Genomic DNA, 13,177 nt, shown 5'->3' with positions numbered 1-13,177 from the left:
AATCGAGTATGGATTTATTTATCAGTTTATTTATAAATGGTTTAGCCACAGGTATGTTGATTTTTTTATTAGCGGCTGGATTGACACTTATTTTCGGATTAATGGACGTCTTGAACTTTGCCCATGGGGGACTTTTTGTTTGGGGAGCTTATTCTGGAATCTTCGTTTATACATGGTCAGGCAGTTTTATAGTCGGAATACTTGGTGCGATTGTAACAGGGTTTGTCCTAGGGTGGATCACGGAAAAATTAATCATCACACCCGTATATGGCAATCATGTACAACAAATTTTAATAACGCTTGGATTTATGTTAGTACTATCAGAATGTATTAAGGTTGTTTTTGGACCTAATAGTATTCCTGTAGATGTTCCTTCATATTTAGCAGGTAGCTGGGAAATCGGTGAAGTAATTGTGATTAAATATCGTATTTTTATTATCGTTATTGGGCTTGTTATTTTCGGAATATTCCAATATGTATTAAAGAAAACAAAAATCGGTTTAATCGTACGTGCTGGTGTGATGGATAAAGAAATGGTGCAAGTATTGGGTATTAATATTAAACGTGTTTTTTTATTCGTTTTCATGACCGGTTCAGCAATGGCAGCATTCGGCGGAATGCTTATGGCTCCGTACTCGGGCGTAATATACGCAGAGATGGGAATGGAATATGCCATTTTAGGATTTATCGTAGTAGTAATAGGTGGGATGGGAAGTTTCTCTGGTTCATTAATGGCAGCAATTTTAGTGGGGCTTGCGGGTAGTTTCATGGCGTACTATGTTCCATATTTATCATTAGCGGTCAATATGATTTTGATGGCTATTGTATTAATCTTCCGTCCACAAGGCTTATTCACAAATGCGAAGGAGGGCTAAAAATGAGACATGAAAAATACTTTTCTCTTAAAAATTTGACATTTTTGATAATTATAATAGCACTCATTTTCTTTCCCTATGTTGCAGATTCTAGAACGTTAACGATACTAATGACCCAAATATTTATTTTCAGTATATTAGCCATGAGTTATGATATTTTACTCGGTTATACAGGAATTGTGTCGTTTGGGCATGCTATGTTTTTTGGAATAGGCGCTTATACAACGGCCATTTTACTTAGTACTTATAACAATACTATGATGATTTTCCTCATTTCGATTATTGTAGGTATGATTTTTGCTGGTATTGTTAGTTTCCTAGTTGGGCTCCTGACACTGCGTTTAAAGAGCCATTTCTTTGCCATGTTGACATTGGCGATTTCAGGTTTGTTTTTAGTTGTAGCGGAGAAATGGCGTACTGTTACGAAAGGGAATGACGGCTTTACTTTCAGAGCTCCGGATGTATTCAGAGATCGTGTTATCTTTTATTTCTTCGTCTTAGTCTGTCTTGTTGTCGTATTCCTTGTACTTAGGCGATTTGTAAATTCTCCATTAGGAAAAGTACTAATTGCAGTTCGTGAAAACGAACAAAGGACACGATCACTAGGATTTAGAACATTACACTATAAGGTGACGGCTTCAGTTGTAGCTGGTGTTGTTGCTAGTCTATCAGGATCACTCTATGCAATATCTCTCCGCTTCGTCAATACAAGTGTAATGTCAATGGATATAACATTAGATGCATTGTTAATGACGATAATTGGTGGTGTTGGCACACTTATCGGGCCAATTGTTGGCAGTCTAGTGATTGAAACTGCTCAACATTATCTATCAGGTTTAGCTAATGACTATCCAATTTTTGAACGCTGGATTATCTTCTTTGGGATGCTCTATATTTTAGCAGTCATCTTCTTCCCAAAAGGCATTGTTGGTACTGTATATGTGAAATATTTGACTTGGAAATCGAAGAAAGCCAAACCCCAACTGCCTACGCAATCTGTACCTTTGGTCAAAGATAAGGAGCGATTTGAATGAATATAGGGATTGTAAGTACCGGAATCTATTTACCTAAAAATCGTATGACCTTTGAAGAGATTAGTCAAAAATCGAATATTCCAGTTGATATTGTTAAAACAAAATTGGGGATTATTGAAAAGACGATTGCTGGACACGAAGATCATACAGTGCAAATGGCAGTTTGGGCTGCCAAAAGAGCCTTAGAAAAGACAAATTTATCCCCTCGAGATATTGATGTCATTATTTATATCGGTGAGGAGCATAAAGAATATCCACTGTGGACAGCAGCTATTAAAATCCAAGAAGAAATTGGTGCTTTAAATGCATGGTCATTCGATGTACAGCTTCGATGTGGAACGACGATAATGGCGATGAAAGTTGCAAAAAGCTTAATGCTAGCTAATGAAGATGTTCGTACTATCTTACTTGCAGGAGGATATAGAAATCATGATTTCATCGATTATACAAATGATCGAACACGTTTCATGTATAACTTAGGCGCTGGCGGAGGAGCTATGATTCTACAAAAAGATGTGAAAGAAAATATCGTTCTTGAAAGTGATTTGATAACGGACGGATCATTTTCAGAAGATGTTGTTGTACCGGTTGGTGGAACAAAGAAACCATTGACCCCTGAATTACTACAAGCAGGTGCATATAAATTAGATGTGCTAGATCCTGAAGGCATGAAGACACGTCTTGAGCAAAAGTCATTGAGTAACTTTTTAAAGGTAATCCGCCAATCTTTATCGAAGAGTGGATATGACGAATCTCAATTGGATTATATTGCTATGCTTCATATGAAAAAGTCAGCACATGATTATGTACTTCATTCACTAGGGCTAGACGAATCACAGTCAATTTATTTATCACATTACGGACATATTGGTCAGATTGATCAAATTTTATCATTAGAGTTAGCTTTAGAAAAAGGGATAATAAAAAACGGAGATATTATCACGCTTGTTAGCGCAGGTATTGGTTATGCATGGGGGGCAGTAACAATTCAATGGGGAACTCATGAGGAGGAGATTGTATGACATTGCAACAAGACGTATTAAAAAAAGTGCTGTTATCTAACGGAGAAACGATAGCTTATCGTGAAAGAGCTGGTGGAGATGAGCTTATAATTCTTGTTCACGGCAATATGACATCTTCAAAACATTGGGATGTACTAATGGAAGAACTTGATGGACGATTTACAATTCTATCACCAGATTTAAGAGGATTCGGTCAATCATCTTATCATAAACGAGTGTCACATATTCGTGACTTTAGCGAAGACTTAAAGCTATGGGTAGATGCTCTCGGGTTAAAAGATTTTACTTTAGTAGGTTGGTCTACTGGGGGCGCTGTTGCAATGCAATTTTGTGCAGATTATCTCGGATTATGTCATAAATTAGTCCTACTTGCTTCCGCTTCAACAAGAGGTTATGCATTTTATGCGTCGAATCCGGATGGTTCACCTAATCTATTAAAGAGATTACTTACTCTAGAAGAAGTTGAAAAAGATTCTGTAAAAACTGTACCTATGCAAAATTTATATGATAGTGGGAATCGTGAGGGATTAAAAGCAGTTTGGAATGCGCTTATTTATACGCATAAGCAACCATCAGAACTGCAGTATGAAGCCTATATAGATGATATGTTGACACAGCGTAATCTTGCAGATGTATATCATGTGTTAAATACTTTCAATATTAGTTCTAAGAAGAATGAAGTAAGTCATGGACAAAACGAAGTAGCGAAAATCCAAATACCTACACTAATTATTTATGGTGATCGTGATTACGTAGTACCTGAGACTATGACAAAAGAGATAATAGAAGATTTTGAGGGACGTGCAAAAGTAGTAAAACTGAGCGACAGTGGTCATTCACCATTAATAGATGATTTAACACAACTAGTTAATCAGATTGAACTATTTATATAATGGAGGAATTGGAATGAGATTACAAAATAAAGTGGCAATGATTACGGGTGGAGCTAGTGGAATTGGTTTAGCAGCAGTAAAACGATTTGCAGAAGAAGGAGCAATAGTTATTATTGCGGATTACAACGAAGAAGCCGGATATAAAGTTGAAGCGAAATACCTTGAAGATGACTATGATGTAGCTTTCTATCCTATCAATGTAACTAAACGTGAGAGTGTCAATAATGTAATTACAAAAGTGATTAACAAATATAATAAGATTGATATTTTAGTAAATAATGCGGGTATTACAAATGATGCAATGCTTTCAAAAATGACGGAAGAACAGTTTGATCAAGTAATCGATGTAAATTTAAAAGGTGTTTTCAATTGTACTCAAGCAGTTACGCCATCTATGGTAGCACAAGGCTATGGGAAAATTATCAACACATCATCTGTCAGCGGTGTCTACGGCAATGTTGGTCAAACAAATTATGCAGCTACAAAAGCAGCTATTGTTGGGATGACTAAAACTTGGGCAAAAGAACTAGGTAGAAAAGGAATTAATGTCAATGCAGTTGCACCAGGTTTTACTAGAACACCAATGGTTGAAAAAATGCCATCTAAAGTATTAGAGAAAATGGAATCCATCGTTTCTTTACAACGTTTAGCGGCTCCAGAAGATATTGCCAATGCTTACCTATTTTTAGCTTCAGAAGAAGCAAGCTATATTACAGGCCATGTATTACAGGTTGATGGTGGAATTATGATGTAAGGGGGGAGAAGTTATGCATAGTGAGCAATCATGGATATTAAAAAGAGCTGCCATTACCCCCCAAAAAACATCGTTGATTGATATTGCTACCAACAGAAGCTGGTCCTATAAACAATTGGGCTATGAAGTGAAAAAGTGGGCTATGTTTCTAAAAAAATGCAGTCTACAAAAAGGTGATCGGGTCGCCGTGATTGCGGAAAATAGAATTGATCTATTTGCCATTCTTTTTGCATGTGCCATCGGTGGTTACATCTATGTTCCCTTAAACTGGAGATTAAGTCATTCAGAACTTGACTATATTCTTGACGATTGTACACCAGCCTTAATACTATATGAAGATCAATTTATGAAGCTTATTGCTAATAACCCACATATGAAAGCATACCCAATTACAATAGAGATTTTAGCAGAGCACTTCGATGTACCAACAAATAATTGGAATTCGAAAGACGCATGGTTAATGATATATACTGGTGGGACAACTGGAAAGCCAAAGGGTGTAGTCTTATCATATGATGCGATAAATTGGAATGCCTTCAATACTATTATTAGTTGGAATATTAGTAGTGATGATTGCACATTAAATTATATGCCATTATTTCATACGGGAGGCTTGAATGCATTATCAATTCCGATATTAATGGCTGGAGGTACAGTTGTAATAGGAAATAAATTCAATCCCCAAGAAGCAATCCAGTCATTGAATACTTACAGCACAACAATTTCGTTATTTGTCCCGACAATGTATCAATCTATGATTGATACAGAAGAATTCAAGAAAACAAGTTTTCCTAGTATAAAAGTATTTTTATCAGGTGGAGCTCCTTGTCCCATCACTGTGCATAAAACCTTCTTACAAAAGGGAGTACCATTTAAAGAGGGTTATGGATTAACCGAAGCTGGTCCCAATAATTTTGTTATTCAACCAGAGGAGGCCGCAATAAAACTAGGATCTGTCGGAAAGTGTATGCAATTTAATGAAGTTAAAATTCAAGCTCCGAATGGTAGAGAATGCGGACGTGATGAAGTAGGAGAACTATATATTAAAGGAAAGCATATGTTCAGCGAATATTGGAAGAATCCACAAGAGACAGCTAAAACTATTATTAATGGATGGCTTCGTACTGGTGATTTAGCGAAGATGGATCTGGACGGAGATATTTATATCGTAGGACGAGTAAAAGAAATGATTATTTCAGGGGGGGAAAATGTCTATCCTCAAGAGGTGGAACAATGTATTATTACTCATCCAAAGGTGAAAGAGGTCGCAGTTATAGGAATTGCTGATTGTCACTGGGGTGAAATCGTTACGGCTTTTATCGTATCTGATGATGCATTTAATAATGTTAAAGAAATTCAAGACCTTTGTAGAAGTCATCTAGGTAGTTATAAAATCCCTCGGAATATTTATTTTATCCCTGAACTACCAAAAACACATGTAGGGAAAATTGATAAAAAGAAACTTCAAACGATTCAAATGTAAACGGTCTGTTGGGTTATTAACGGGTTCGGAATTGAGGAGCAAAAATGTAAATAACCATTAAAAAAGGGGTGCAATTAGCACCTCTTTATCATCTATTTTAGCGATTAAATTAGACCTAAATTGGTTATCTTTTGATAATCTCATTATTTCACTAAATTGTCTTTAATGCTTCCTGAAGTTTTTCCACTACCCTTGATAAAGCTAATATTGAATTTGTTGTATCGGATTCTTCAATATCCAAGGAATGATTTGCATTTTGGACAATCTCTATCTTTAAATTTGAGTTACTTAATTGTTCAATTTTATTTGAGTTGAAATGATAAAATAAACGAAGTGCTAACTTGACTTTAATAGAAATCGGCACTTCGTTTATTCGCTATACGTTATCGTGTCGCTTTTGATGGTTGGCACACGTCACATTTACGTTGGTTATTGTTTTTAAATTTCGTAAATGTTTTTTCAAAGTTGCTACCACATGCACATTAAAATAGTAACTTTTGAGAAAAACCGTGATATTCCGTCGTTAGCAACTTACTTTCCGAATTGTTCTCAACAAATTCTTTAATTTTACCAATCGTCCATATTTTTCGCTATGCGGAGACTTTTCTTGGCAGCCGTTCAATTATAAGCAAAAGTAGTAATTATCCTAAGTTACTCATTATTACATGAGCTGGTACTCAATTAAACAGATGGAAGGTATCTTATTAAACTAAACTGCCTCGTTCTCGTTAGTTGAATATCGGTAAGTTACAAATATATGTATATAACAAATTCTTCTAAACCCATTATTTAAAATAGTCGAATATGCTACTAATAAAGCATCTGAGGATAGGTATTTTTGTTTCTTCTTAATGATTTTACGATATTAGCTATTGTAAATCTGTTAATTAGTATGTCAATTGCGAAAGCCCCCTTATTTAGTCAACAATAATAAAAGGTTTAAATCAAATGCGATTTGAATCCAAAATTGATACTCTAATTAGTTTTAGTACTCTTAAAGCGAACCAGTTATTTATAATCAGGTTATTTTTTATTGTTAAGCATAAATGTGGAATTTTTCACTTTAGGTGTAAGGCAATGTAACGTTTACAACCAGCAACGATATGTGTAACTGCAAAAAAAAAACGTGCAAATTTTTGTGGTAAAACTTTTGTATATAATTAAGTCTTTAAATTGATATAGCTTTAACTTGTAATAACGAATATACTTTATATTAGGAAAACTTTTATTATTCCCATAAAAAATCACATATAGTATTGGAATAGGTGTATTTGTTTAATAGCGAATACTTAAAAGGGAAGTCGGTGAAAATCCGACATGGTCCCGCCGCTGTAAGGGTGAGCCTCATGCAAATAAGTCACTGGAATATCCGGGAAGACGCATTGGAGCGATGAACCTAAGTCAGAAGACCTGCCTGTTCTAAAAATGCTGTTAACCTACGGGAGATAGGGAGGTGTTGGAGTGCTAGGAGATAAATTCGATCTAAAACTATGAGCATTTCTAACCTTTTTAATTGGGTTAGGAATGCTTTTTTGTATTTCAGTATTTTTAATAGTTTAAATTCTAAAAATGAAGGTGATTAAACATGTTTATTAAACAAAGTAAGATACTACGGAATTTTCTTGTTCTACTAGTAATTCTCGCGAGTTTTATTACTGGGTGTAGTAACAAAGCAACAGAACAAGATAATGCGTCTGTTAAAGATCAATCAAAAGTTGTTACATTTTCCATGACTGGTGATATAGGCGACTTAAATCCACATACATATTTTCCAAATGAGTTTTTCTCCCAAGCTATGGTATATGAATCACTTGTTTACTACGGGAAGGGAGGGGAAATTCAACCCTGGTTAGCAGAAAGCTGGGATATTTCGAAAGATGGCAAAGAATATGTATTCCATCTGAGAAAAGATGTTGAGTTTTCTGATGATTCGAAGTTTAATGCAGCAATTGTAAAGAAAAACTTCGATACAATTTTAGATAATCGTAAACAACATGAATGGGTAGAGTTAATCAACCAAATCAAAAATACAGAAGCATTGGATGAATATACTTTTAAACTTACATTGAACAATTCTTATTATCCAACGCTTCAAGAATTAACTTACATAAGACCTTTGAGGTTTGTTGGAGAAGCTGCTTTTCCTGACAGCCAAGACACATTTAAAGATGGACTTAAATCTCAAATTGGGACAGGTCCATGGGTACTTAGCGAATATAAAAAGAATGAGTTTGCAGTTTTCACAAGAAATGAAAAGTATTGGGGCACTAAACCGAAAGTAGATAAGGTAGTTGTTAAAGTTATTACAGACGGAGAATCTAGAGTATTAGCTTTTGAGAAAAACGAACTCGATTTTATTTTTGGAAATGGTGTAATAAGTCAGGATTCCTTCCAGTTCTTAAAGGATTCAGGGAAATATGAAACTAAATTATCAGAACCTACGGCTACAAGAACATTATTATTTAACACAAACAAAGAAGCAACTAAAGACCATAAAGTACGATTAGCACTCAATTATGCTTTCAATAAACAGGCTGTAATCGATAATATTTTTTATGGTATGGAAAAAAAGGCAGATACTCTTTTCCCACCTGTTTTGGAATACACAAAAATTGATATAAATCCTTATGACTATGACGTTGCGAGAGCAGAACAGTTATTAGATGAAGCAGGGTGGAAAAAGGTAGAGGGTAAACCGTTTAGAGAAAAAGATGGAAAAGAGCTTCAACTAGAGTTCCTATTTAATAGTACGGATAACATCCAAAAGTCGATTGCTGAATTTGTCCAAGGTGATTATAGAAAACTAGGAATTGATATTAAGTTAACTAGTCAGGAAACGAATACTTTCTGGACAACTGCATTCCAAGGAAATTACGATATTTTATTTACATCGACATGGGCAGTGCCTTTTGATCCACATTCTTATTTAGCCTCAATTACAACAGATTCGGAAAATGGTGGTCCAGATTATACTGCATTATTGGGTTTGCCAGAAAAGAAGGAAATTGATGAGAAGATAAAAAAAGTACTTTTAACTACAGATGAAAAAGAAAGAAAAATGCTGTATACAGATATTTTATCAACGTTACATGATCGAGCAGTATACTTACCGATTTCTTACCAATCAAATGTAGCTGTTTATCACAAGAATATTAGCGGTTTAGATTTTTTACCTCAAGAAGCTGAGGTACCTTTAACTACAATTGATGTTGAATGAAGCAAGCTTTATTAATAACAACTTAAGGAGTACTACATGAGTTGGTTTATAGTGAAACGTCTAGCAAGTCTAGTGCCAATATTATTAGGAATCTCCATCATCACTTTTATTTTATTGCACTTAATTCCTGGAGACCCAGCAGTAGCTTATTTAAGATTATCGAATATTCCGCCAACCGATGTGGCTGTGGCTGAGCTGCGACTTAAACTCGGATTAGATAACCCTTTACATATACAGTATTTTGAGTGGTTAGGAAAGGTAATTCAATTGGATTTAGGAATGTCTTATGTATCCAAAAATACTGTATGGGACGAGATATTGTTGCATTTAATACCTACAATTCAGCTTACAATGACTGCGCTTTTCTTTATTGTAGTTATTAGCTTACCAATTGGAGTGATTTCGGCAATATACAAAGGAAAATGGATAGATCAATTTAGTAGAATAATAGCTTATGTTAGTGTTTCAATGCCTACATTTTGGTTTGGTTTTCTCGTGATCTTTTTTTTATCCGTAAAATTAGATTTATTCCCTGTTTTGGGGAGGGGGACACTAGCGCATTTAATACTCCCTTCCTTAACTCTAGCTTTTGGCTACATTGGAACGTATATACGATTACTTCGAGCTAGTATGCTAGAAAATTTGAATGAGCCATTTGTTGTATATGCAAAAGCGAGAGGTTTGCGGCAAAGGCAAATTATTAGTAGACATGTTTTAAAAAAATCTATCCTTCCTGTAGTTACTGGACTTGGTATGAGCTTTGGGAATATGTTGGGCGGAGCAGTAATTGTTGAAACTATTTTTGCTTGGCCAGGTATGGGACAATTGTTTGTCTCCTCTATTTTAAATCAAGATTATCCTATGATTCAGGGCTGTGTATTATTTATGAGTGTAATTTTCGTGATCTGTAATCTCCTTGTGGATGTTACTTATTCCTTCCTGGACCCACGTATACGATTGGAGGGAGGGAAATGAAATTAAAGATCAAGATGAGGCGAATGCTGTTAAAACATAAGCTCATGATAATTAGTAGTATCATTATTTTAGGTATGATTGGGCTGGCACTCTTTGCTTCTTTTTTGGCTCCTAATGACCCTAACTTTGTTGATATTGCTCAGAAACTGCAAGGTCCTTCATCTCAGTTTCCGTTGGGGACAGACCATTTAGGGAGATGTATATTATCGCGTTTAATCTTTGGAACTCAGACCTCACTCGGCACAGCTATCCTTGTTATGGGGCTTATGATGTTCATTAGTATTCCACTTGGCATATTTGCAGGTTTTATAGGTGGTAAGGTAGATTACTTATTTATGAGAATCTGTGACACTCTAATGGCATTTCCAAGTTTTCTGCTTTCACTAGCATTAGTAGGGATTTTGGGACCGGGTCTTTTTAATCTTATTTTAGCGATGGTTCTTGTTCAATGGGTTTATTATGCACGTGTCATTAGAGGCATGGTGCTCGGTGTTAAAGAGCAAAATTTTATAGTAGCTGCAAAAGTGTGCGGTACACCAAAGTTTATCATTATTATGAAACATATTTTACCTGCCATCATTTCTCAAGTTGTTGTATTGGTCTTTATGGACATTGGTGGAGTTATTTTAGCTATTTCTAGCCTTTCATTTTTAGGTCTTGGTATTCAACCACCAGAGGCAGAGTGGGGTATGATGATAAATGATAGTAAGCCATTTTTTAGGAATTATCCTTCCTTGATGTTGTACCCTGGGATAATGATCTTCATTGTAGTTATTGCATTTAATTTGTTCGGTGAAGCTTTGAAAGATGCATTAGATATAAAAAGGGTCGGAGGGGGCGTAGAATGAGGCAGCAACCTATTCTAACTGTAAATAATTTGAATATATCCGTATCTACACCTCTTGCAGTGGCTCAACCAGTACGTGAAGTTAGTTTTACGCTCCAGTCTGGGAAAGTGTTAGGCATTGTTGGAGAAAGTGGATCAGGTAAAACGTTAACGTGCTTGTCTATATTAAGTCTTTTACCTGAAAATGCAAAAGTAGAGCTTGGAAATATTAATTTTAGAAATCAAAACCTTTTAGAATGTTCAGAAGAGGAAATTAGGCAAGTACGTGGCAAGGAAATTGCTATTATCATGCAAAATCCTATGATTGCCTTTAATCCGGTAAGAACAATTGAAAGCCATTTTATTGAAACTATTAGAACTCATTTACCTATTACTAAGCGACAGGCGAAAATAATGGCTGTAGAGTATCTTGAAAAAATGGACCTTCCTAATCCAAGGACAGTATTGAAGCAATATCCATTTCAGCTAAGTGGTGGAATGCTGCAACGAGTAATGATTGCGATTACTATGTCTTTAAACCCTTCTATCATCATTGCTGATGAACCAACTACTGCCTTAGATGCGACAAATCAACTTCAAGTATTGCAACAATTAGATAAGTTAAAGAAAGAATATAATACAGGCATTTTATTAGTATCCCATGATTTAAGGGTGGTGGCTCAATTGGCTGACGAAGTTGCTGTGATGTATGGTGGCTATATTGTGGAGCAGGCACCAGTATTGGAGTTATACAATCATCCGAAGCATCCTTATACTCGAGTTTTGTTCGAATCTAGGTTCGGATTAACACGAAAAAAGATACAGAATGATAGTCCTTCAAGTACTAGTTCAATTAATAAGGAAAATAAATGTCCGTATTTAGATAGATGTGAGGATGCAGACCATACGTGCACAAATTATAATCTTGAGTTTGTTGAGTTTCAAAAAGATCATCTGGTCAGGTGTGTAAAAGTACTAGAAAGCATAGGTGATTAAAGAGTGAGTATACTTGTATTGAAAAATATAAAGAAAACATATTTGCTCAGAAACTCAGTTTTTGAGAAGCGGAAATCGATTGAAGCCGTTAAGAATATCTCCCTAACTTTAGAACATGGAGTTTGCTTAGGCATTGTTGGAGAAAGTGGTTCAGGTAAAAGTACATTAGGCAAAATTATTTTAGGACTTGAAAAGCCTGATCAGGGAGAAGTCTGTTTTTTAGGGAAGAATCTACATAATTTGAACTCCAAAGAATTGAAAGAGTTACGCCAAAATCTCCAGGTTGTCTTTCAGGATTGTTATAGTGCGGTTAATCCACGACTTACTATAGGTGAAATTATTGCTGAACCAATAAGAAATTATAAAAGGCTATCCTCGGTAGAAGAGGAAAATCAAGTGCAGCAGCTATTGAAGAAAGTAGGATTAAGTCCGGAAGATGTGCATAAGTATCCCTCTCAGTTCAGTGGAGGACAGCTACAAAGAATCAATATTGCTAGAGCCATTGCCCTTAAACCAAAGTTAATCATACTTGATGAGGCTGTAAGTGCATTAGATGCTCTCGTTCAAATACAGATTTTAAATCTTTTGGCACAATTAAAGGAAGAATTTCAACTTTCATATCTATTTATTTCTCATGATATACAGGCGGTCAATTACATAGCAGACTGTTTAGTAGTGATGCATCAAGGAGAGGTTGTAGAATCGCTAGATGATATGGAGCAGCTTGAACAATTAGAACATCCTGTTTCTAAAAAGTTGTTATCCTCCATTCTACCTCCTTTTCCGAAGCTTTTTTGATGAGATGAATATATTAGTAAATTGCAATTATAACTCGAATTGAAATCTAATAAGCTATGAAAAAGGGCTATCCCAATAGGGTTAGATCATCCATAAAGAAGAAAATAAAAAACTCAAGAATGTTAGTAAATCAACATTTTTGAGTTTCAAAATGGTGCGTCAATGAGTCAAAAAGAGACTTATTTGACAGCCCATTTTTTATTTGAATTCAGTCTAGGATTTCTTAAAAGCTAAAATGTATTTTAACGAGCGTATTTTGTTAAATTTCAACATTTTAGAAAGTACTTATATATCACTTTATTAA

At 35.2% G+C, this 13,177-nt stretch carries 11 protein-coding genes, 1 pseudogene and 1 riboswitch; of the genes and pseudogenes, 11 read left to right on the top strand and 1 reads right to left on the bottom strand.

From position 1 onward, the window contains the following. Positions 1-8 precede the first annotated feature (8 nt). Genes AMD00_RS10750 through AMD00_RS10725 form a run of 6 tightly spaced genes read left to right on the top strand, consistent with a single transcriptional unit; the run spans position 9 to position 6,061 of the window. The gene (locus AMD00_RS10750; protein WP_053417074.1) at positions 9-875 is read left to right on the top strand and encodes a branched-chain amino acid ABC transporter permease; all 867 of its coding nucleotides are present in this window, start codon (positions 9-11) and stop codon (positions 873-875) included. Positions 876-877: 2 nt separating this feature from the next. After that, entirely contained in the window at positions 878-1,909 is a 1,032-nt protein-coding gene (locus tag AMD00_RS10745; protein WP_053417073.1) for a branched-chain amino acid ABC transporter permease, read from the top strand. Next, positions 1,906-2,931: a 3-oxoacyl-ACP synthase gene (locus AMD00_RS10740; protein ID WP_053417072.1), complete on the top strand. Its 1,026-nt coding sequence runs from the start codon at positions 1,906-1,908 to the stop codon at positions 2,929-2,931. The genes AMD00_RS10745 and AMD00_RS10740 overlap by 4 nt, the downstream gene beginning before the upstream one ends. Continuing rightward, positions 2,928-3,824 (top strand): intracellular short-chain-length polyhydroxyalkanoate depolymerase, encoded by an 897-nt coding sequence (gene phaZ, locus AMD00_RS10735; protein ID WP_053417071.1) that lies wholly within the window; start codon positions 2,928-2,930, stop codon positions 3,822-3,824. The genes AMD00_RS10740 and phaZ overlap by 4 nt, the downstream gene beginning before the upstream one ends. Positions 3,825-3,837: 13 nt before the next feature. Continuing rightward, the gene (fabG, locus tag AMD00_RS10730; RefSeq protein ID WP_053417070.1) at positions 3,838-4,578 is read left to right on the top strand and encodes a 3-oxoacyl-ACP reductase FabG; all 741 of its coding nucleotides are present in this window, start codon (positions 3,838-3,840) and stop codon (positions 4,576-4,578) included. Between the two features lie 13 nt (positions 4,579-4,591). After that, the gene (locus tag AMD00_RS10725) at positions 4,592-6,061 is read left to right on the top strand and encodes a class I adenylate-forming enzyme family protein (RefSeq protein ID WP_053417069.1); all 1,470 of its coding nucleotides are present in this window, start codon (positions 4,592-4,594) and stop codon (positions 6,059-6,061) included. A 383-nt stretch (positions 6,062-6,444) separates the two neighbouring features. On the opposite strand, the pseudogene AMD00_RS23990 reads toward AMD00_RS10725, so the two are convergent. Next, a pseudogene (locus AMD00_RS23990) lies at positions 6,445-6,645 on the bottom strand (hypothetical protein). A gap of 662 nt (positions 6,646-7,307) precedes the next feature. Continuing rightward, positions 7,308-7,493: riboswitch (cobalamin riboswitch) on the top strand. 153 nt (positions 7,494-7,646) lie between these two features. Here AMD00_RS23990 and nikA point away from each other — a divergent pair. Genes nikA through AMD00_RS10695 form a run of 5 tightly spaced genes read left to right on the top strand, consistent with a single transcriptional unit; the run spans position 7,647 to position 12,873 of the window. Then, positions 7,647-9,278: a nickel ABC transporter substrate-binding protein gene (gene nikA / locus AMD00_RS10715; protein WP_053417067.1), complete on the top strand. Its 1,632-nt coding sequence runs from the start codon at positions 7,647-7,649 to the stop codon at positions 9,276-9,278. Positions 9,279-9,314: 36 nt separating this feature from the next. Further along, positions 9,315-10,253, top strand: coding sequence for a nickel ABC transporter permease (gene nikB, locus AMD00_RS10710; RefSeq protein WP_053417066.1), 939 nt, complete (start codon positions 9,315-9,317; stop codon positions 10,251-10,253). Beyond that, positions 10,250-11,101: a nickel transporter permease gene (gene nikC / locus AMD00_RS10705; RefSeq protein WP_053417065.1), complete on the top strand. Its 852-nt coding sequence runs from the start codon at positions 10,250-10,252 to the stop codon at positions 11,099-11,101. Before nikB ends, nikC begins: the two co-directional genes overlap by 4 nt. Then, the gene (locus AMD00_RS10700) at positions 11,098-12,075 is read left to right on the top strand and encodes an ABC transporter ATP-binding protein (protein ID WP_053417064.1); all 978 of its coding nucleotides are present in this window, start codon (positions 11,098-11,100) and stop codon (positions 12,073-12,075) included. Before nikC ends, AMD00_RS10700 begins: the two co-directional genes overlap by 4 nt. A 3-nt stretch (positions 12,076-12,078) precedes the next feature. Continuing rightward, positions 12,079-12,873, top strand: coding sequence for an ABC transporter ATP-binding protein (locus AMD00_RS10695; RefSeq protein ID WP_053417063.1), 795 nt, complete (start codon positions 12,079-12,081; stop codon positions 12,871-12,873). Positions 12,874-13,177 lie beyond the last annotated feature (304 nt).

This window comes from Viridibacillus arvi (genome assembly GCF_001274945.1).
GTDB classification, from domain to species: domain Bacteria; phylum Bacillota; class Bacilli; order Bacillales_A; family Planococcaceae; genus Viridibacillus; species Viridibacillus arvi.
Note: the sequence above shows the minus strand (reverse complement) of the source record. Positions and strands in the feature narration are given on the sequence as shown.